At 70.8% G+C, this 18,322-nt stretch carries 22 protein-coding genes; 13 read left to right on the top strand and 9 right to left on the bottom strand.

Going from position 1 to position 18,322, the window contains the following annotated elements; translation table 11 throughout:
* From FV226_RS19320 to FV226_RS19290, 7 genes are all read left to right on the top strand, one after another.
* The coding region (locus FV226_RS19320) for an RluA family pseudouridine synthase (RefSeq protein WP_246691655.1) at positions 1 to 1,203 on the top strand (1,203 nt) is incomplete at its 5' end.
* Between the two features lie 232 nt (positions 1,204 to 1,435).
* Complete coding sequence (locus FV226_RS19315; RefSeq protein WP_246691654.1) at positions 1,436 to 1,807, top strand: hypothetical protein; 372 nt, start codon at positions 1,436 to 1,438, stop codon at positions 1,805 to 1,807.
* A 22-nt stretch (positions 1,808 to 1,829) separates the two neighbouring features.
* Complete coding sequence (locus FV226_RS19310) at positions 1,830 to 2,489, top strand: HAD-IA family hydrolase (RefSeq protein ID WP_147764157.1); 660 nt, start codon at positions 1,830 to 1,832, stop codon at positions 2,487 to 2,489.
* A 42-nt stretch (positions 2,490 to 2,531) separates the two neighbouring features.
* A complete protein-coding gene (locus FV226_RS19305; RefSeq protein WP_147764156.1) occupies positions 2,532 to 3,326 on the top strand; it encodes an ATP12 family protein in 795 nt (264 codons plus the stop codon).
* A 173-nt stretch (positions 3,327 to 3,499) separates the two neighbouring features.
* Positions 3,500 to 5,032: an acyl-CoA carboxylase subunit beta gene (locus FV226_RS19300; RefSeq protein WP_147753374.1), complete on the top strand. Its 1,533-nt coding sequence runs from the start codon at positions 3,500 to 3,502 to the stop codon at positions 5,030 to 5,032.
* Positions 5,033 to 5,109: 77 nt separating this feature from the next.
* The gene (locus FV226_RS19295; protein ID WP_147764155.1) at positions 5,110 to 5,370 is read left to right on the top strand and encodes a type II toxin-antitoxin system HicA family toxin; all 261 of its coding nucleotides are present in this window, start codon (positions 5,110 to 5,112) and stop codon (positions 5,368 to 5,370) included.
* On the top strand, positions 5,367 to 5,696 hold the full coding sequence (locus FV226_RS19290; protein ID WP_147764154.1) for a type II toxin-antitoxin system HicB family antitoxin: 330 nt from the start codon (positions 5,367 to 5,369) through the stop codon (positions 5,694 to 5,696). The genes FV226_RS19295 and FV226_RS19290 overlap by 4 nt, the downstream gene beginning before the upstream one ends.
* A 15-nt stretch (positions 5,697 to 5,711) precedes the next feature.
* Here the strand turns inward: FV226_RS19290 and FV226_RS19285 are convergent, their stop codons facing one another.
* The 4 genes from FV226_RS19285 to FV226_RS19270 form a co-directional block, all read right to left on the bottom strand.
* Positions 5,712 to 6,158 carry an ABC transporter ATPase gene (locus FV226_RS19285; RefSeq protein ID WP_147753377.1) on the bottom strand — a complete coding sequence of 149 codons (447 nt, stop codon included), beginning with the start codon at positions 6,156 to 6,158 and terminating at the stop codon, positions 5,712 to 5,714.
* Between the two features lie 61 nt (positions 6,159 to 6,219).
* Positions 6,220 to 7,140, bottom strand: a complete 921-nt coding sequence (locus tag FV226_RS19280) for a metallophosphoesterase (protein ID WP_147764153.1) — start codon at positions 7,138 to 7,140, stop codon at positions 6,220 to 6,222.
* A 161-nt stretch (positions 7,141 to 7,301) separates the two neighbouring features.
* Positions 7,302 to 7,526, bottom strand: coding sequence for a hypothetical protein (locus tag FV226_RS19275; RefSeq protein WP_147764152.1), 225 nt, complete (start codon positions 7,524 to 7,526; stop codon positions 7,302 to 7,304).
* 202 nt (positions 7,527 to 7,728) lie between these two features.
* Positions 7,729 to 9,120, bottom strand: a complete 1,392-nt coding sequence (locus tag FV226_RS19270) for an aminotransferase (RefSeq protein WP_147764151.1) — start codon at positions 9,118 to 9,120, stop codon at positions 7,729 to 7,731.
* Between the two features lie 125 nt (positions 9,121 to 9,245).
* Here FV226_RS19270 and FV226_RS19265 point away from each other — a divergent pair, with 125 nt between their 5' ends.
* On the top strand, positions 9,246 to 9,782 hold the full coding sequence (locus FV226_RS19265) for a hypothetical protein (protein ID WP_147753381.1): 537 nt from the start codon (positions 9,246 to 9,248) through the stop codon (positions 9,780 to 9,782).
* A 342-nt stretch (positions 9,783 to 10,124) separates the two neighbouring features.
* Here FV226_RS19265 and FV226_RS29100 read toward each other — a convergent pair whose 3' ends face one another.
* The 3 genes from FV226_RS29100 to FV226_RS19255 all read right to left on the bottom strand — a co-directional run bounded on the left by FV226_RS29100 (position 10,125) and on the right by FV226_RS19255 (position 11,386).
* Entirely contained in the window at positions 10,125 to 10,328 is a 204-nt protein-coding gene (locus FV226_RS29100) for a hypothetical protein (RefSeq protein ID WP_348644122.1), read from the bottom strand.
* Between the two features lie 190 nt (positions 10,329 to 10,518).
* Positions 10,519 to 10,749 carry a hypothetical protein gene (locus FV226_RS29095; protein ID WP_348644121.1) on the bottom strand — a complete coding sequence of 77 codons (231 nt, stop codon included), beginning with the start codon at positions 10,747 to 10,749 and terminating at the stop codon, positions 10,519 to 10,521.
* A gap of 70 nt (positions 10,750 to 10,819) precedes the next feature.
* Positions 10,820 to 11,386, bottom strand: a complete 567-nt coding sequence (locus tag FV226_RS19255) for a hypothetical protein (RefSeq protein ID WP_147764150.1) — start codon at positions 11,384 to 11,386, stop codon at positions 10,820 to 10,822.
* Between the two features lie 403 nt (positions 11,387 to 11,789).
* Here FV226_RS19255 and FV226_RS19250 point away from each other — a divergent pair, with 403 nt between their 5' ends.
* The 4 genes from FV226_RS19250 to greA all read left to right on the top strand — a co-directional run bounded on the left by FV226_RS19250 (position 11,790) and on the right by greA (position 15,446).
* Positions 11,790 to 12,944, top strand: a complete 1,155-nt coding sequence (locus tag FV226_RS19250; protein WP_147764159.1) for a cell wall hydrolase — start codon at positions 11,790 to 11,792, stop codon at positions 12,942 to 12,944.
* A gap of 205 nt (positions 12,945 to 13,149) precedes the next feature.
* Entirely contained in the window at positions 13,150 to 13,773 is a 624-nt protein-coding gene (locus FV226_RS19245) for a hypothetical protein (protein ID WP_147764149.1), read from the top strand.
* Positions 13,774 to 13,905: 132 nt separating this feature from the next.
* The gene (locus FV226_RS19240) at positions 13,906 to 14,892 is read left to right on the top strand and encodes an MDR family oxidoreductase (RefSeq protein WP_147764148.1); all 987 of its coding nucleotides are present in this window, start codon (positions 13,906 to 13,908) and stop codon (positions 14,890 to 14,892) included.
* 86 nt (positions 14,893 to 14,978) lie between these two features.
* Entirely contained in the window at positions 14,979 to 15,446 is a 468-nt protein-coding gene (greA, locus tag FV226_RS19235) for a transcription elongation factor GreA (RefSeq protein WP_147753384.1), read from the top strand.
* Here the strand turns inward: greA and FV226_RS19230 are convergent.
* Positions 15,433 to 16,350: a LysR family transcriptional regulator gene (locus tag FV226_RS19230; RefSeq protein WP_147764147.1), complete on the bottom strand. Its 918-nt coding sequence runs from the start codon at positions 16,348 to 16,350 to the stop codon at positions 15,433 to 15,435. The genes greA and FV226_RS19230 overlap by 14 nt on opposite strands.
* A gap of 140 nt (positions 16,351 to 16,490) precedes the next feature.
* On the opposite strand from FV226_RS19230, the gene wrbA reads away from it, so the two are divergent.
* On the top strand, positions 16,491 to 17,090 hold the full coding sequence (wrbA, locus tag FV226_RS19225; RefSeq protein WP_147764146.1) for an NAD(P)H:quinone oxidoreductase: 600 nt from the start codon (positions 16,491 to 16,493) through the stop codon (positions 17,088 to 17,090).
* 173 nt (positions 17,091 to 17,263) lie between these two features.
* Here the strand turns inward: wrbA and FV226_RS19220 are convergent, their stop codons facing one another.
* Positions 17,264 to 18,265: an L-threonylcarbamoyladenylate synthase gene (locus FV226_RS19220; RefSeq protein ID WP_147764145.1), complete on the bottom strand. Its 1,002-nt coding sequence runs from the start codon at positions 18,263 to 18,265 to the stop codon at positions 17,264 to 17,266.
* Positions 18,266 to 18,322 lie beyond the last annotated feature (57 nt).

Raw genomic sequence — 18,322 nt, 5'->3', positions numbered from 1 at the left:
GAGCTCGCCGAGCCGGCGCCCCGGCCCGCCCGCGCGCCTCGGCGAGCTCCGCCCCCCGGGTCGGGGGACGCGGACGGCGCGCCGGCCCGCGCGCGTCCGAGCCTCGCCCGAGCCGCCCGTCCGCGCCCCGTCGAGGACGCCCCCGCGGCGCCCGTAGAGGGCCCGACCCGGCGCCAGCAGCGCGCGGCGGCCTCGGCGACGCTCGCCTCCGGCGTGCAGACGCTCACCGTCGAACCCGACGAGGCCGGGATGCGGATCGACCGCTTCCTCACGGCCCGCTTCCCGCAGCTGCCCTTCGCCCGCGTGCAGAGCATCGTCCGCAAGGGCGAGCTGCGCGTCGACGGCAAGCGTGCCAAGCCGAACGACCGGCTCGAGCCGGGCATGGCCGTGCGGGTGCCGCCGCTCAAGCTCGACCAGCCGGCCGACCGCCCGCGCAACCCGGTCCGCGACCAGGACGACGCCGAATTCATCCGCTCGCTAGTCCTCTACGAGGACGCGGACATGATGGTGCTGAACAAGCCCTTCGGCCTCGCGGTGCAGGGCGGCTCAGGCACCGTCCGGCACGTGGACGGGCTGCTCGAGGCGCTGGCCGGCCCCGACGGCTCGAAGCCGCGCCTCGTCCACCGCCTCGACAAGGACACCGCCGGCTGCCTCATCGTCGCCAAGACCCGGGTCGCGGCGGCGACGCTCGCCAAGAGCTTCCGCTCGCGCGCGGCGCGGAAGATCTACTGGGCGCTCACCGCCGGCGTGCCGCGCACGCCGCAGGGCCGGGTCTCGACCTACCTCGTCAAGGAGGAGCCGACCGACGCCGACGCCCGCATGCGAATCGCCCAGCACGGCGAGGAGGGCGCCACCCATGCGCTGACCTACTACGCCACCGTCGACCAGGCGGCGCAGAAGGTGTCGTGGCTGTCGTTCAAGCCGGTGACGGGGCGGACCCACCAGCTGCGCGCGCACGCGGCCCATATCGGACACCCGATCGTCGGCGACCCGAAGTATTTCTCGGTCGAGAACTGGGCGCTCCCCGGCGGCATCCAGAACCGGCTCCACCTGCTCGCCCGCCGGATCGTGATCCCGCATCCGCGCACCGGCAAGCCGATCGACGTGAGCGCGCCTCTGCCGCCGCACATGGCGCAGAGCTGGAACCTGCTCGGCTTCGATGCCGCCCGCTACGACCCGATCGTCGACGCGCCGGAGGCGTGAGGCCAAATCGGCGACGCCCCGGAGGCGCGGGGCCAAGCGTTCGTGATCGCGAAGGCGGCCCGCGCGTCGTGCTCTGCGGCGCCGCGAGGGTTGGCAACCACCCCGCGAGGCTCATATCCTCGAACGGCAGCGAAGCGCCGGCCCTTCGCTGCGCGCGACCGAGCCTAACTCGACCCCCGAGCCTAACTCGACCCCCGAGCCTAACTCGACCCCGTGGTGAGACCCGATCGACATGAAGCTCACGACGCTGGCCTGCCTCGCCGCCCTTTGCGTGATCGGTCCCGAGACCCTCGCGATTGCCGCCCCGGCTGCGGCCCCGGGCGCCCAGGCGCAGCCGTCGCTCGGCCGCGCCGGCCCGCCCGGCGTCCGCGCCGGCGACAAGCGGCGGCGCTCTTACGCCGCCTGCAACCGTGCCTCGCATGCGCGCGCGCTCCAGGGCGGCCGCCGCCGCCGCTTCCTGATCCGGTGCAAGCTCGGCTACGAACGGCCGCGCACCCCCTCGGCGCAGCAGCAGCAATCGCAGCCGTTGCAGCAACAGGCGCCGGCCTCGGCCCCCGCGCCCGCCCCGATGACGGCGCCCGCGCCAGCCGAGCGCAAGCCGTGAGGCGGCCCCGCCGTCCCGGCGCGTGAAGCTCGTCGTCTTCGACGTCGACGGCACGCTGGTCGACAGCCAGCACCTGATCGTCGCCGCGCAGGGCACGGCCTTCGCCGAGAACGGCCTGCCGGCGCCGAGCCGCGCCGAATCGCTCTCCGTGGTCGGCCTGTCGCTGCCGCAGGCCTTCCGCCGCCTCGTCGGCGACGACGGCCCGGTCGCGGCCCTGTCGGAGAGCTACAAGCGCGCCTTCAACGCGCTGCGCCTCGACCCGGATTACGAGGAGCCGCTCTTTCCGGGCATGGGCGAACTGATCGCGCGCCTCCACGCCCGCGACGACGTGCGACTCGGGATCGCCACCGGCAAGTCGCGGCGCGGCGTCGACCACCTCGTCGCCTTCAACGGCTGGGAGGGTTGGTTTTCCACCACCCAGACCGCCGACGACGCGCCCTCCAAGCCCGATCCGGCGATGCTGAACCAGGCGATGGCGGAAGCGGGCGTCGGCCCCTCCGCCACCGTGATGGTGGGCGACACCTCCTACGACATGGCGATGGCGGTGGCGGCCGGTGCCGCCGCGGTCGGCGTGGCCTGGGGCTACCATCCGCCCGGCGCCCTGTTCGGCGCCGGCGCCGTGACCGTGGTCGAGACCGCCACGGCTTTGGGCGACCTGTTCCGCGACCCCGCGGAGCGCTGAGCGGGCTCGCGAAACCACGCGCGATCCCTTAATCTCCGAGCCATGAGCGACGACGTCACCCAAGATTGGCTGGGACAGCCTTCCGACACCCCGCGCCCCGACCCGATGCGGGCGGTGCGCGACCACGGCAAGCCGGTGCTGCCGAAGCGCTTCTACAAGGAGACCGGGTTCGCCGAGGGCGAAGGCGGCTTCCGCCTGACGCTGGACGGGCGCCCGGCCAACACCCCGGCGCGCAACCCGCTGGCGGCGCCGACGCGGGCGCTGGCCGAACGCCTCGCCGCCGAGTGGGCGGCGCAAGGCGAGACCATCGACCCCGCGAAGATGCCGTTCACGCGGCTGATCAACACCGCGATCGACGGCGTCGCCCCGCGCATGGCGGCGGTGGCCGAGGACCTGTGGCCCTATGCCGGCACCGACCTCGTCGCCTACCGCGCCGGCACGCCCGAGCGGCTCGTGGCGGCGCAGGCAGAAGCCTGGGACCCGATCCTCGATTGGGCGCGCGAGGCTCTGGGCGCCCGGCTGATCCTCAGCGAGGGCGTGATGCACGTGACGCAGCCGGAGGATTCGGTGGCGGCCCTGCGCGCGGCGGTCTCGGCGATCGACGACCCGTTCCGGCTCGCCGCCTTCCACACCCTGACGACGCTGAGCGGCTCGCTGCTGATCGCGTTGGCCATGCTCGCCGGGCGCCTCACCGCTGAGGAGGGCTGGGAGGCCGCCCACGTCGACGAGACCTACCAGACCGCCGTCTGGGGCGCGGACGAGGACGCCACGACGCGGCTCGTCGGACGCAAGGTCGAGTTCCTGGCCGCCGCCGAGGTGGCGGCGCTGGCCCGCTAGGCGCCGCTCGCGCGGACCGGAAAATTCGGCTTTTCGCCGGGCCAAAACAGGTTCAATTCCCCGGCGCGGAACTGCATGCTAAGGCGCTGTTCAAGCTTGGGCACGCCGTCCTGATCGGGCGGCCTGCGCAAGGAACAAGAACTCCCTACGCCTGAGGCAGGACCGCTCGACCCATGAAGGACATCCTGGAGAAGCTCGAGGAGCGCCGGTCGCTCGCCCGCCTCGGCGGCGGCGAGAAGCGGGTCGACGCCCAGCACAAGCGCGGCAAGCTCACGGCGCGCGAGCGCATCGAACTCCTGCTCGACCACGGGTCGTTCGAAGAGTTCGACATGTTCGTGCAGCACCGCTCGACCGATTTCGGGATGGAGAAGCAGAAGATCCCCGGCGACGGCGTCGTCACCGGCTGGGGCACCATCAACGGCCGCACCGTGTTCCTGTTCTCGAAGGACTTCACGGTGTTCGGCGGCTCGCTGTCGGAGACGCACGCCGCCAAGATCGTCAAGGTCCAGGACATGGCGCTGAAGATGCGCGCCCCGATCATCGGCATCTTCGACGCCGGCGGCGCGCGTATCCAGGAGGGCGTGGCCGCGCTCGGCGGCTACGGCGAGGTGTTCCGCCGCAACGTCATGGCGTCCGGCGTGATCCCGCAGATCTCCGTCATCATGGGCCCGTGCGCGGGCGGCGACGTCTACTCGCCGGCCATGACCGACTTCATCTTCATGGTCCGCGACACGAGCTACATGTTCGTCACCGGCCCCGACGTGGTGAAGACCGTCACGAACGAGGTCGTCACCGCCGAGGAGCTCGGCGGCGCCAAGGTCCACACCACGAAGTCGTCGATCGCCGACGGCTCGTTCGAGAACGACGTCGAGGCCCTTCTTCAGATCCGCCGCCTCGTCGACTTCCTGCCGGCCAACAACATCGACGGCGTGCCGGAGATCGAGAGCTTCGACGACCCCTTACGCCTCGACAAGTCGCTCGACACCCTGATCCCGGACAACCCGAACAAGCCCTACGACATGGGCGAGCTGATCCGCCGCGTGGTCGACGAGGGCGACTTCTTCGAGATCCAGGCGGCTTACGCCCGCAACATCATGACCGGCTTCGGCCGGATCGAGGGCCGCACGGTCGGCTTCGTGGCCAACCAGCCGATGGTGTTGGCGGGCGTGCTGGACGCGGACGCCTCGCGCAAGGCCGCCCGCTTCGTGCGCTTCTGCGACGCCTTCTCGATCCCGATCGTGACCTTCGTCGACGTGCCGGGCTTCCTGCCGGGCACCGCGCAGGAATACGGCGGCCTGATCAAGCACGGCGCCAAGCTGCTCTTCGCCTACTCCCAGGCGACGGTGCCGCTCGTCACCATCATCACGCGAAAGGCCTTCGGCGGCGCCTACGACGTGATGGCCTCCAAGCACGTCGGCGCCGACCTGAACTACGCCTGGCCCACCGCGCAGATCGCGGTGATGGGCGCCAAGGGCGCGGTCGAGATCATCTTCCGCAGCGAGCTCGGCGACGCCGACAAGATCGCCGGCCGGACCACCGAGTACGAGGACCGCTTCCTGTCGCCGTTCGTGGCGGCCGAGCGCGGCTACATCGACGAGGTGATCATGCCGCATTCCACCCGCAAGCGCATCGCGCGGGCGCTGGGCATGCTGCGCACCAAGGAGATGGAGCAGCCCTGGAAGAAGCACGACAACATCCCGCTCTGAGGACGGGCTGAGATCGTCGCACACGTCGGCGCTCGCATCGGGGAGCGCCGACGTGTGATACTGGCTTTCGATATCATATGAAGCTCAGCGGGCGGCATCGGGCGACGCTGGCGGCGATCCTCTCCGATCCGGTGCGCTCGGGCGTCGTCTGGACCGACATCGAGGCCCTGATGATCGCCTGCGGTGCGGAGGTCACGGAGGGCCGGGGATCGCGAATCCGGGTCGCGCTGAACGGCGTGCGCGCCGTATGCCATCGGCCCCATCCGCAGAAGGAGACGGACGAGGGCGCGGTCAGGTCGGTGCGACGCGTCCTGTTCGAGGCCGGAGTCACGCCATGACGACGATGCCGTATCGAAACTACGAGGCGTCCGTCGAATACGACCCGGAAGCCGACCTCTTTCACGGCGAGATCCTGGATCTTCGCGACGTGATCACGTTTCAGGGCCGGTCCGTCGACGAGTTGAAGCAGGCGCTCGCCGACAGCGTCGAGGATTACCTGGCGTTCTGCGCCGAGCGCGGGGAAGAGCCCGCGAAGGCCTATTCCGGGCAGTTCGTCGTGCGCGTCGAGCCGGGGCTGCATCGCGCGTTGGTCTCGTCGGCGCGCAGGGCCGGGATCAGCCTCAACAAGTGGGTCGCCCGCACCTTGGAGCAGGCGGCCGACTGAGACGGCCCGCCGCGTTCAGCTCCGGTCGCTGTGCTCGATCACGGCGCACATGGTCAGCGGCCCCTTGTCCGTGCCCGAGACGGAGCAGGTGATGCGGGCGCCGCCGGCGTCGACGTTGCTGTGGCGTAGGCGGCTCGCAGCCTCGCGGGCCTTGTGGGCGGCGGCCTCGATCACGTCGGCGCCGATCCCGGTGACGGCGTGGCCGGCCTTGCCGAACAGGGCGTAGTAGCCGTCGGGCGGGGCCTCGCCGCGGAACTGCGCGCCGACCGAGGAGAGCTGCGGGCCGCCGCAGGACAGCGTCAGGGTGGTGCCGTCGCCCGCCGAGAAGTTGGCGAAGTCGGTGCTGCGGTTGCCGGGGCTCGCCGCCGTCTCCTTCGCCACCTTGTCGATCAGGTCGCCGCATTCGTCGGCGAGCGCCGGGGCGGGCAGGGCGAGGATGAGGCCGACGAGAAGTGCGCGCATGCGGAGAACCTAGCGTGGGCGCAAAAAACGGCCAGCGCCGACGCATGAGGCGTCTCGCCGCTCAGGCGGAAGGCAAGAGGCTCGACCCAAGTTCCAAAAACACGATCTCGGGCGGCACGCCGAGGCGGACCGGGATGCGGCTGACGCCGAAGCCGCCCGACACGATCATGTGGCGGCCCTGCGTGACCACGTGGCCGTAGGAATAGTCGTGCCCGTGGATCGGGCGGATCGCCGGCGAATGGCCGAACAGGCGGATCTGCCCGCCATGGGTGTGGCCGGCGAGCGTGAGCGACACGCGCTCCGGCACGTCGACGAAGGCGTCCGGCTCGTGGATCATCAGGATCGCCGGCGCGTCGTCCGTGATCTTGGCCATCGTCGCGGGCAGGTCGTCGCGGCCGCTGTCGTCGTCGAACATCAGGAACGGCTGCTGGTCGCCGAGGCCGGCGACCCAGAACGGGTGCCCGTCCTTGGTCAGGCGCAGGGCGTCGTTCTCCATCACCGGGATGCCGACGGCCTCGAGCACGCGGCGCGCTTCCGGCACGCCGCCGCGGGCGGCCTGGGCCTCCGCGTCGTCCCACCAATCGTGGTTGCCGAGGATCGCGTAGGTGCCGAGCGGCGCGCGCAGGCCCGCGGCGAGGCGGGCGAACTCGGGAAGCGGCACGCGCTTCCACGCGATCCGACCGGCGGCCGGATAGTCGCCCAGCATCAGGATCAGGTCGGGTGCCAGCGCGTTCGTGGCGTCGACGATCTCGGCGACGCGATCGAGCGGCATGAACGGCTCGCAGACGTGGAAGTCGGCGAGCACCGCGACCTTGAGGGAGAGGCCCGGGGTCCAGTGCGGCAGGCGCGGGGCGTAGCGGGTCACCACGAGGCGATGCAGCGGCTCGACCCCGAAGGCGTAGGCGCCGGTGGACAGCCCCGCCGCGGCCAGCGTGCCGCCGAGACCGGTCAGGACCTGCCTGCGGCTCGGCAGGATCAGCATGGAAGCCTCGGGTTCGCGTCGGTCGAGCATCCCTGGCCTCACACTCCGGCGAAAGCGCGGCGTGGACCTGGACGCGAACGACGATGACGCGAACCCGTCGAGAAACCCTGAACCGGACCGCAGAAAGCGGACCGGATCATGCTCCCGAATCGTGGGATCGCTCAGTCGAGCGGCACGTCCTCGTGCACGATGCCGAGCACGCCCTTGAGGTTGGTCCGCGGGGCGGCCTTGCCGGCCGGCTTCACCGAGTGGGCGGCGGCGGCGAGCGCCGGAAGCGCGAGGGGGCGGAAGCCGTAGCGGGCCTCGGCCTGGTCCATCTGCCGGCGCTCGGGCTCCTGTGCCTGGGCCTGCGTCTCCAAACCTTGCATCGCATCGGGGGCGTACATGGGATTTCCGTCCTGTGGTCGTTCGCACGGCGATGGCGCCGCCGCATGCTGCCCCCACGCCGCTCCAGGGCGATGGCGAGCGATTCGAGATCATCCGCCGGATCTGGAGCCGGCGGATGATCGATAAGGATGCAGTCGGCATGAACGCAGGCTTAAGGAATCGCCGCCGCATCGCAGCATTCGACGCACACGAAATCCGGTGTCAGGCGGCCGGCATCGCCTCCAGCCCCTCGGCCCTGATCCAGTCGGCGGTCCGGTCCAGCGCCCGGGTGAGGCGGTCGAACAGGGCGTCGATCTCGTCGGCCGTGATGATCAGCGGCGGGCACACGGCGATGCGGTCGCCCATCAGGAACCGGACGATCAGCCCTTCCGCTTGCGCGAAGGCGACGCAGCGGGCGGCGACTCCGGCCTTCGGCTCGTACTGCCGGCGCGACGCCTTGTCGGCGACGATCTCGAGCCCGCCGATCAGGCCGAGGCCGCGGGCCTCGCCGACGATCGGGTGCTCGGCGAGGCGCGACAGCCGCGCCTGGAAGTGCGGCGCCTTGGCTGCCACGCCCTCGACGATGCGCTCGCGCTTGTAGATCTCGATGGTCTTGAGCGCGACGGCGCAGGCGACGGGATGGCCGGAATAGGTGGTGCCGTGCCCGAACGTGCCGATCTTCCGGCTCTGCGCGCGCATCGCCTCGTAGAGCGGCTCGTCGACCGAGACGCCGCCGAGCGGCACGTAGCCCGAGGTCAGCGCCTTGGCGAAGGACAGGGTGTCGGGGCGCATGCCCAAAGCCTCGCTGCCGAACCAGGTGCCGAGGCGGCCGAAGCCGCAGATCACCTCGTCGGCGATGAAGCGCACCTCGTAGCGGGCGAGCACCGCCTGGATCGCGGCGAAGTAGCCCTCCGGCGGGACGATGGCGCCGCCGGCGCCCATCACCGGCTCGGCGACGAAGGCGGCCACCGTCTCCGGCCCCTCGCGCAGGATCGTGGCCTCGAGCTCGTCGGCGAGCCGCTGCGAGAAGGCGGCCTCCGTCTCGCCGGGTTCGGCGAAGCGGTAGAAGTGCGGGCAGCCGACATGAAGGAAGCCGGGCAGCGGCAGGTCCCAGTCGGTGTGGTTGGCCGGCAGGCCGGTCATCGAGGCGGTGGCGATGGTGACGCCGTGATAGCCGCGCTGGCGCCCGATGATCTTCTTCTTCTTCGGCCGGCCCAGCGCGTTGTTGAGGTACCAGGCCAGCTTGACCTGCGTGTCGTTGGCTTCCGAGCCGGACGAGGTGTAGAAGATCTTCGAGGTCGGGACCGGCATCAGCTCCTTCAGCACCTCGGCCAGCTCGATCGCCGGGTCGTGGCTGCGGCCGGAGAACAGGTGGGTGAAGGGCAGCTTGGCCATCTGCTCGCGGGCGGCCTCGACGAGCTCGCCGTTGGAATAGCCGAGCGCCGTGCACCAGAGGCCCGCCATGCCCTCGATGTAGGGCCGCCCCTCGGTGTCGTAGACGTGGACGCCGTCGCCGCGCTCCAGCACCAGAGGGCCGGCGCTGCGGTGCGCGTCGAGGTTGGTGTAGGGGTGGATCAGGGTTTCGACGTCGCGGACGGCGAGGTTCGAGAGCATGCGGGCGATCCGGTGCTGTGGCGCGTTGGCCCGCCACACTACCGGCCCGATGCGGGCTCAGGTACCCCGACACGTTCGCGCGGCCTCGGGCCGCGCCCCTTTCGTAACCCAGACGCCGCGACGCGATGCTCGATCCCGCCACCATCGTCGCGACGCCGGCCCCCGGCCGGGCCTGCGGCGCCTGCACCCTGTGCTGCAAGGTCTACGACGTGCCCGCCGTCGAGAGCCTCGCCGGGCAATGGTGCCGCCACACCAAGGCCGGGCGGGGCTGCGCGATCCACGCCGACCGGCCCGACCATTGCCGCGCCTTCCACTGCCTGTGGATGACCGAGAGCTGGCTCGGCCCCGAATGGAAGCCCGACCGCGCCAAGATGGTGCTCAGCCTCGATCCGGTGAGCCGCAACATGAACGTGCAGGTCGACCCCGGCCAGCCGAAGGCCTGGACGCGCGAGCCGTATTACGGCCAGCTGAAGGCCTGGGCCGCATCCTCGCTGCCGATGAAGCGCCACGTCCTCGTCCACCTCGACAAGGCGACGACGGTGGTGCTGCCCGACCGGGACGTACCGCTCGGGACACTGACGGCCGACGACCGCATCGTGATGCGCGAGCGCATGGGCCCGCGGGGGCCGACCTTCGAGATCGAGGTGGTCCGCGGCGCCTAGCGCGTCTTTCGTGGTGCCGAGATCACGGACGGTGACTTGCCTCGTCGCGTGGTCGAGGTCGCCTTGTGCACGCCTTCCTACACCTTGCGCGAAGCTGCTCCGGTTGTGGAACCCCCTGCCGCTACACTTACGCCTGACCGGTCGCGCCTGACCGGTCGCGCCTGACCGGTCGCGCCTGACCGGTCGCGCCTGACCGGTCGCGCCTGACCGGTCGCGCCTGACCGGTCGCGCCTGACCGGTCGAACGGGGCGAGCTTCCGCCGCGCCCTTCCCGACGTCGGTCCCTTCGGTAATCCGTCAGCTGACAGGTGGCACCGGCCGCCGGCTGAGGTCCGGCGCCTTCTCAATCGCCGTCGTCACACAGGGCCATGATGCGCGCACGGACCACATCGACCCACCCCGCAGGACCACGGATGTTGCCTTCGAGACAATAATCGAAATCCTGTTTCTCGAGCAGCGCACCGAATTGTTCTGCGATGAAACGGCGAATGTCGGCGTCCGCCCGCCGAACCTCATCGACGATCTCTTCGCGTCCATCGACGACCAAGAGGACATCTTCCAGATCACAGCTGCCGAGAAGATCTCCTCCGCCGCGACCGAGGTATGCCTCGGACTTCGTCGCGAGGAAAAACTCGGGCTTCAGTATTTTGATGATGGTTTCCTTTGCGAGCGGACAATCGGTCGCCGTCGCAATTCCCCTGGCATACCATCGTTTCGTGAAGCCGAGGATGTTCGCATCATCGATGCATCACGTCGACCTTGAGCCCGGAAAGCGTCATTCGGCATATGATCGAGTCTTCGGACGCTTCGACGAAACCCTTCGTCCGCAATCGTGCCTGCAAGGCGGCCCATGCCGGATAACCGGCCGGATCGACGATCAAGTCCACGTCGTCCGTTGCCCTGACGTCTTCGAGGGTGACCGGATCGGTGATGAACAGGGCCGTCGTGCAACCGCCGACGAAGACCAACCGGGGGCGGAGATCGGTACCAAGAGCCTGGCGACGAGCGTCAGCATCTCGAGCAATCGACCCCGAACGCTCATGTCCCGAGCAGTCGTTTCGAAAGCCGTTCCTTCGCCAAGACCGCCTCGCGCTGGTTCCAGAGCCTGATGGCGTCGACGAGGGCGAGGTCTTCGTAGAGACGCACGTCGTTACGCGCCGCCTCCGGAACACTCTTGAACAACGGCGAGACGGATTGGCCGATATCGCGCCCTCCCGGGTCCGGCCAGACGTAGATGTAATTGCCGGCGCTCAAGAGTGCGCTTTTCAACATCGGCGCGCAGAACGCGGTCGGCAGCCCGCGTGTCATCGCCCCGGGCGAGGCAGGAAATACGAATTTCAGTCCATGAACGATGAAGTCGTAGAGATTTCGGCGATTGGGCTTCGGCCGACCCGTCGCGCGATCCTTGATCACCATGCCATTTGAAAGAATACGCTTGAACGAAGCGCCGATCTCGGTCTTGCTGATCCCCAATTGGGATTCGAGCCCGCGAACGGAATAGGGCGCCTCGGCCCCGAGGTGCGATCGGATGCCGTCAGCGCAGATTTCTTCCTCCTGCTGAAGGCTCACGAGCTTCAACAGGACGACGACATCCTGGCTCTTCATTCCGCTCTTGCGCGTACGTCCTCTGTCCTAGGACTAAGGACACTCGGTCACAGGGAGGGATGCGCGTCGACGGGGCGATACGCTTCGACCTTCCTTCCCGGCCATACGTCGAAAGCGAAGGGCACCGATCCTCGGATGTCCCGCCGAAACCACGGCGGCTTCGAGCGACCGGCATCGTCAAGGCGGTGGTGCCAGGAGTCTCCGGGGCAACCGTCGATCGGCCGCCCTTAACCCCTCCGCAACCATACCGCGCGATAAATTCACGACCGCCATCCTCGCACCGGAACGAGCCGGGAGGATCGTCGGGTGTGGCTTATCGAGTACGGGTCGGTTCGGCGTGGGCACGAGACGAGGACGACGCGGACGGAGCTTCATCGGGCTCGGCACCGCCTTCACGCCCTGGATGGCCGGCCTCGGGCTGCTGGTCTCCTTCACGGCGAGCGCCGGCACCGAGACCAGCTTCGGGTCCAGCCGGCTCGTCGAGAGCGACGTGCGCCTGGTTCCGGCGCTGCCCGCCGGCACCGTGCTGATCGGCGCGAGCCTGCGCCGCGACGGCGCCGGCGCGATGCTCACCATCGAGCGGGCGGACGCCGTCCGCATCCGCCGCCGCGTCGGCGACGAGCCGCTGCAGGCCGACCTCAAGGCCGAGGCGCGGGTCTTTCCGATCGTCCAGCGCGGCGGCAAGGGCGATCCGGCGCGCGCGCCGGGGCCGAGCTTCGAGCGCACGGCCGCGTCGCTGCGCGAGGCCGGCGCCTCGCTGCTCTTCGCCAACCTCACCGGCAACGTGACCGGCCTGCTGACGCCGGGCGCCGCCACCTGGAACCCGGACCTCGAACCCGAGGCCGGCTTCGTGCCGGTGCCCGACCTCGGCCTCGGACACGCCGATCCCGGCACGACCGCCGAGGACGACGCACGGGCCGAGGCCGAGGAGGAGCGCCGCTCCGACGGCTCGACGCCGCCGGTGCCGCGCGCCGTGGCCCTGTCCTCGACGACGCCGGCTCCGGCCGACGCCACCCCGATCGAGGTCGCCTCGGCCAGCCTGATGCTGCCGGGATTCACCATCCGCACCGACCGGGCCGAGGCGCCGGCGGTCCAATCCGTCCCCGAGGACGCCCGCCACCGCTACGCCGACCTGATCGGGCCGGACGCCATGGACAAGGAACAGCGCTGCCTCGCGGAGGCCGTGTACTTCGAGTCGCGCAGCGAGCCCGAAGCCGGCCAGGCCGCCGTCGCCCAGGTGGTGCTGAACCGCGTGAAGAGCGGGCTCTACCCGTCCAACGTCTGCGGGGTCGTCTACCAGAACCGGCACCGCTACATGGGCTGCCAGTTCTCCTTCGCCTGCGAGGGCAAGGCCCTGCGCATCACCGATTCGGGCTCCTGGGCCACCGCCACCCGCATCGCGCAATCGGTGATCGAGGGGCGGACCTACCTCGCCGAGGTCGGCGACGCGACCCACTACCACGCCGACTACGTGAAGCCCGGCTGGTCGCGGCGCCTGCGCAAGATGGACGTCATCGGCCGGCACATCTTCTACGAACTCAAGCCGGGGCAGACGTAAGGCCGGAAGACGAGCCGGTTTCCAAGATCGAATTCAGCGAAGATTTACTTACGTAGACGGTAACTACGTAGTCCGGATCGAGGGTTAATTTTACCCTACTTTCCAATAGTGCTTGCTTGTACAGCAACCCGACGGCCTCTTGAGCGTCGAGATGAGCGCGCCCTTCGCGTCATCCCACTCGTTCCGCGTATCAGAGGAAGCCGTCATGACCGCGCCGGTCGCCCGAAACACCCTGCTCTTCGCCGCCTTCGCCGGTGCCGTCCTCGTCGCATCGCCCGCTTCGGCCGGCGGCTGCTACGGCTCCGAGTGCTACCGCCACGTCTCGACCCCGCCGGTGTTCGACACCGTGCAGGAGAACGTGCTGGTGCGCCCGCCCCGCACCGTCTACCGCACCACGCCGCCGGTCTACGACACCGTGTCGGAGCGGGTGATGGTCTCGCCCGGCGGCCGCTCGTGGCAGACCCGCCGCGGCCCCTACGGCGAGCTGATCGGCTGCTGGGTCACCACCCCGCCGCAATACACCGTTCAGCACCGCCGCGTGCTGGTGCAGCCGGCCCAGTCCATCCCCGAGACGATCCCGCCGGAATACGCCAGCGTGAGCCGTCGCGTCCTGGTCGCGCCGGCCCGCTCGGGCTGGGTGCCGGTCGGAGGCGGCTACGGTGGCGGCGGTTACGGCGGCGGCTACCAGGGCGCGGGCTACCAGGGCGGCGGCTTCGGCGGCCCACGGATCGGCTCGATCCCCGACGCCGTCGGCATCGCCGGCGCGAGCTCGGCCGACATCGGCGTCGGCCTCGGCTTCTCCTCGGGCAGCGTCTACGACGGCTACTGATGCCCAGTCTCATGGGTCGAAACCCATGAGATCTGACGTGAACGCCACGACCCGCCGGAGCCGGCCCCTCCGGCGGGTTGATTTCGTGGAAGCTGCGCCACAGGTCCCCCCGACAAGCAGCGGGAGGCGAGCATGGCGCGGTTCAAGGCCTGGGTGATCGAGAAGGGCGAGGCCGGCCAAAGCCTGTCCTTCACCGATTTCGACGAGGCCGACCTGATGGACGGCGACGTCACCGTCCGCGTCACCCATTCCTGCCTGAACTATAAGGACGGGCTGGCGATGACCGGCGCGTCGCCGGTGGTGCGCCGCTTCCCGATGATCCCCGGCATCGACTTCTCCGGCGTGGTCGAGGCCTCCGATCATCCTGAGTACAAGCCCGGCGACGCGGTGGTGCTCACCGGATGGGGCGTCGGCGAGACGCATCTCGGCGCCTACGCCGAGAAGGCGCGGGTGAAGGGCGACTGGCTTGTGCCGCTGCCTGCCGGCCTCTCGCCCGAGCAGACGATGGCGATCGGCACCGCCGGCTACACCGCGATGCTCTGCCTGATGGCGCTCGAGGCCCACGGCGTGACACCGAAGGACGGCCCGGCCCTGGTCACCGGCGCCTCGGGCGGCGTCGGCTCGGTCGCGGTCGCGCTGCTGGCGCGGGCGGGCTGGCACGTGATGGCCTCGACCGGGCGGGCGGGGGAGGCGGATTACCTGAAATCCCTCGGCGCCGCCGAGATCGTCGACCGCGAGGAACTCGGCAAGCCCGGCCGGCCGCTGGGCAAGGAGCGCTGGGCGGCGGCGATCGACGCGGTCGGCTCGACGACGCTCGCCAACGTGCTGGCCCAGACCAAGGCCGACGGGGCGGTCGCCGCCTGCGGCCTGGCGCAGGGCATGGACCTGCCGACCTCGGTCGCGCCCTTCATCCTGCGCGGGGTGTCGCTGCTCGGCATCAACAGCGTGACGACCCCGCAGGCCAAGCGCCGCGCGGCCTGGGCGCGGCTCGCCGCCGAGCTCGACCTCGACAGGCTCGCGGCGATGACGAACCGCGTCGGCCTCGCCGAGGTCGGCGGCCTCGGGCCCGACATCCTCTCGGGCAAGGTCCGCGGGCGGACGGTGGTCGAGGTCGGCTGAACCCGCGCGGCCTCGACTGGCCGCCCGCGGGTGATTGAGTCGGCGGCCGAACGGAACCGCGGCGCAAGCTCGGGCATTCTTGCCGCATGAGCATTGCATTCGTTCGCGAGAAGGAGGGCGGGGAAGCCTTCGAGGACCTCCCCGACCGCCCGATCTCCCCCCACACCAACTTCGTCACCCCGGCCGGGCTCGAGCAGATCGAGAAGGAGGTCGCGCGCCTCCAGGCGGAGCAGGCCAAGCTCACGCCCGACGACAAGGCCGACACCGCCCGCGTCACGCGCGACCTGCGCTACTGGACGACGCGGCTCGGCACGGCCCAGCTCGTCGAGGCGGTCGAGGGCGACACGGTGCATTTCGGCTCGACGGTGACGGTCCAGCGCGAGGACGACGCCCGCCAGACCTTCCACATCGTCGGCGAGGACGAGGCGGACCCGGCCAAGGGCTCGATCGCCTACGTCGCCCCGCTCGCCCGGGCGATCACCGGCAAGGGCGTCGGCGACGTCGTCGAAGTGAACGGGCAAGAGGTCGAGATTTTGGAGATCAAGGCCGGTTGAGCACAGGCTCGCGCGCCCGGCGCTCGGGCGATGGCCGCCCTTCCAGCATCGGGCGCAACGCCACGACCGCGTCGCCGACGAAGTCCATGAAGGCCCGGACGCGCACCGAGTGGCGCAGGTCCGGGTGGGTCAGCATCCACAGGCTGTCGGCGAAGGGCGGCTCGGCCGACCCGAGGCGGCGCAAGGCCGGCCGCGCGTCGGCGCTGAGGCAGGGCAAAAGCCCGATCCCGATGCCGGCCTCCACCGCTTCGCACAGTCCGGTCACCGTGTTGAGACGAAGGGCGATGCGCTCCGGGTCGCCGTGCTCGGCGACGAAGCGCAGGAACCGCCCGTCGCCGACCGCCTCCGAAAGCGTCACCCAATCCGCCCGGCGCGGGTCCGCTTCCGCCCGGTCGGCGCGGCCGTAGAGCGCCCAGCCGAGGGTCGCGAGGCGGCGCCCGAACAGGTTGGGCGACGGGTCGTTGCTGGCGCGCACCGCCACGTCCGCGTCGCGGCGCGAGAGGTTCAGCGCGTCGTCGGACACCACCACGTCGAGGTGGATGCCCGGGCGGTGCGCGCGGAACGCGGCGAAGATCGGTATCAGCAGGTCGGTGACGAGGCCCGACGGCGCGGTGACCCGGAGCTGGCCGGTGGGTTCGGAGGCGCGCCCGGCGACCTCGCGCGCGAACTGCGACGCGGTCTCCTCCATGGCGCCGGCCGCCGCGACCATCGCGGTCCCGGCCTGCGTCGCCGCGTAGCCGGTGCGCGAGCGCTCGAACAGTCGGGTGCCGAGCGCCGCCTCGATCGCCGTCAGGCGCCGGAACGCCGTCGAGTGGTTGATGCCGAGCCGCGTGGCGGCCGCCGTCAGCCCGCCGTGGTCGGCGATGGCCTTGACCAGGCGGAAGTCGTCCCAGGGCGTCGCCATCCGTAAACCTTGCACGCATGCAAGATCGTTCTTGCAGATTGGGGCATTTGCGCAAGGCCCGGCCGGGACGATCTTGCGGCCAGCGCGAGGCGGCCGCCGATCCCGGCCCGGCCGCCCGGCCCTGCGAACGGAAGCCGACGATGACCAAGATCCTGGTGCTGTACTATTCCTCCTGGGGCCACGTGGAGACGCTTGCCCACGCCGCCGCCGAGGGCGCCCGCGAGGCCGGCGCCGAGGTGCACGTGAAGCGCGTGCCCGAGCTGGTGCCGGAAGAGGTCGCGCGGCAGTCGCACTACAAGCTCGACCAGTCATCCCCGATCGCCCAGCCCGACGAGCTCGCCGACTACGACGCGATCATCTTCGGGACGCCGACCCGCTACGGCAACATGGCCGCGCAGATGAAGCAGTTCATCGACCAGACCGGTGCCCTCTGGGCGAAGGGCGCGCTGGTCGGCAAGGTCGGCTCGGTGTTCACCTCCACCGCCACGCAGCATGGCGGGCAGGAGACGACGATCACCAGCTTCCACACCGTGCTGCTGCACCACGGCATGGTGATCGTCGGGTTGCCCTACGCGTTCCAGGGGATGAACGACGTCGGCACGGTGGCGGGCGGCACGCCCTACGGCGCCAGCACGATCGCGGGCGGCGACGGATCGCGCCGGCCGAGCGCGGTGGAACTCGACGGAGCGAAGTTCCAGGGCCGGCACGTGGCCGGGATCGCCGCCAAGCTCGCGGGCTGATCCGCGCCGGCGGCTCCGGCCATCGCGCCGAGGCCGCCTGAGGACGGCGCGCAAGAAAAAAGGCTCGGATTGCTCCGAGCCTGAAAGGGAAAAGGCCATTGGGGGCTGAACTGACCTTCGTGGATGGGAAACACCCCGCCCACGCATCGGTTCCGCGAGGCGCAACAATTATTTCAGCGCGGCGCCGCGGCCCGTCCGAGCCGGTCGAGGATCGCCTCGCCGAGGCCGTCCGCGGGGATCGGCGACACCGCGATCGTCGTCGCGCCGGAGGCGTCGAGGGCGCGCAAAGCCGCGAACAGCCGGGCGGCGGCTTCCGCGAGATCGCCGCGCGGGCTGAGGTTCAGCACGGCCCGCGCCTGCGCGATCCCGGCGGGCCGCGAGGCTCCGAACAGCAGCACCGCCTCGTCGGGCTCGATCGCCGTCGCATCGAGGCGCAGGCGCGCGCGCGGGGCGTAGTGCGAGGCGAGAAGCCCCGGGCCGACGGGCCGGGCCGCGGCGTCCGGCGCCGAGGCGTCGAGCGCCGTCCCGAGCACCGACAGGATCGCTGCGCGGGTGATGCCGCCGGGCCGGAGCAGCCGCGGCGGCCCGCCGAGGCAGGCGATCACCGTCGACTCGACGCCGACCGGGGTCTCGCCGCCATCGAGCACGGCGGCGATCCGCCCGTCGAGGTCGGCGAGGACGTGGTCGGCCCGCGTCGGGCTGACCCGGCCCGAGCGGTTCGCCGAGGGCGCCGCGACGGGCCGCCCGACCGCGGCGAGCAGGTCGCGGGCGAGCGGGTTCGACGGCACCCGCAGCGCGACGCTCGGCAGGCCGGCCCGCGCCAGGTCGCAGACGCGGGTGCCGCCGGTCGCCGGCACCACCAGGGTGAGGGGACCGGGCCAGAACGCCTCGGCGAGGCGCAGCGCGAAGGCGTCGAAGCGACCCTCGGCCTCGGCGGCCGCACGGTCCGGCAGGTGCGCGATCAGCGGGTTGAAGCGGGGGCGCGCCTTCGCTGCGAAGATGCCGGCGACCGCCTCGGCGTCGGTGGCGTCGGCGCCGAGGCCGTAGACGGTCTCGGTCGGGAAGGCGACGCAGGCGCCGGCCCGGATCAGGCGCGCGGCCTCCGCCACGCCCGCTCCGTCGCCGGAAAGCTGGGTCGTCGCGCCGGGCGCAGGGATTGACGCGAGATCGTTCATATATAAACCATCTCCGGCGGTGACGGCTGGGCCGGTTCGGGCGTATGCCGTCAGCGG

The organism is Methylobacterium sp. WL12, assembly GCF_008039475.1.
GTDB lineage: Bacteria > Pseudomonadota > Alphaproteobacteria > Rhizobiales > Beijerinckiaceae > Methylobacterium > Methylobacterium cerastii.
This window is presented reverse-complemented; position numbering and strand designations above follow the sequence as displayed.

Excerpts from the sequence above, each read along its gene's own strand:
- FV226_RS19245 (WP_147764149.1), top strand. The coding sequence starts at position 13,150 with ATGACCGCGCCGGTCGCCCGAAACACCCTGCTCTTCGCCGCCTTCGCC.
- FV226_RS19280 (WP_147764153.1), bottom strand. The coding sequence starts at position 7,140 with ATGCTGATCCTGCCGAGCCGCAGGCAGGTCCTGACCGGTCTCGGCGGC.
- FV226_RS19275 (WP_147764152.1), bottom strand. The coding sequence starts at position 7,526 with ATGTACGCCCCCGATGCGATGCAAGGTTTGGAGACGCAGGCCCAGGCA.
- greA (WP_147753384.1), top strand. The coding sequence starts at position 14,979 with ATGAGCATTGCATTCGTTCGCGAGAAGGAGGGCGGGGAAGCCTTCGAG.
- FV226_RS19300 (WP_147753374.1), top strand. The coding sequence starts at position 3,500 with ATGAAGGACATCCTGGAGAAGCTCGAGGAGCGCCGGTCGCTCGCCCGC.
- FV226_RS19250 (WP_147764159.1), top strand. The coding sequence starts at position 11,790 with ATGGCCGGCCTCGGGCTGCTGGTCTCCTTCACGGCGAGCGCCGGCACC.
- FV226_RS19295 (WP_147764155.1), top strand. The coding sequence starts at position 5,110 with ATGAAGCTCAGCGGGCGGCATCGGGCGACGCTGGCGGCGATCCTCTCC.
- FV226_RS19265 (WP_147753381.1), top strand. The coding sequence starts at position 9,246 with ATGCTCGATCCCGCCACCATCGTCGCGACGCCGGCCCCCGGCCGGGCC.
- FV226_RS19290 (WP_147764154.1), top strand. The coding sequence starts at position 5,367 with ATGACGACGATGCCGTATCGAAACTACGAGGCGTCCGTCGAATACGAC.
- FV226_RS19270 (WP_147764151.1), bottom strand. The coding sequence starts at position 9,120 with ATGCTCTCGAACCTCGCCGTCCGCGACGTCGAAACCCTGATCCACCCC.
- FV226_RS19240 (WP_147764148.1), top strand. The coding sequence starts at position 13,906 with ATGGCGCGGTTCAAGGCCTGGGTGATCGAGAAGGGCGAGGCCGGCCAA.
- FV226_RS19305 (WP_147764156.1), top strand. The coding sequence starts at position 2,532 with ATGAGCGACGACGTCACCCAAGATTGGCTGGGACAGCCTTCCGACACC.
- FV226_RS19220 (WP_147764145.1), bottom strand. The coding sequence starts at position 18,265 with ATGAACGATCTCGCGTCAATCCCTGCGCCCGGCGCGACGACCCAGCTT.
- wrbA (WP_147764146.1), top strand. The coding sequence starts at position 16,491 with ATGACCAAGATCCTGGTGCTGTACTATTCCTCCTGGGGCCACGTGGAG.
- FV226_RS19255 (WP_147764150.1), bottom strand. The coding sequence starts at position 11,386 with ATGAAGAGCCAGGATGTCGTCGTCCTGTTGAAGCTCGTGAGCCTTCAG.
- FV226_RS19285 (WP_147753377.1), bottom strand. The coding sequence starts at position 6,158 with ATGCGCGCACTTCTCGTCGGCCTCATCCTCGCCCTGCCCGCCCCGGCG.
- FV226_RS19230 (WP_147764147.1), bottom strand. The coding sequence starts at position 16,350 with ATGGCGACGCCCTGGGACGACTTCCGCCTGGTCAAGGCCATCGCCGAC.
- FV226_RS19315 (WP_246691654.1), top strand. The coding sequence starts at position 1,436 with ATGAAGCTCACGACGCTGGCCTGCCTCGCCGCCCTTTGCGTGATCGGT.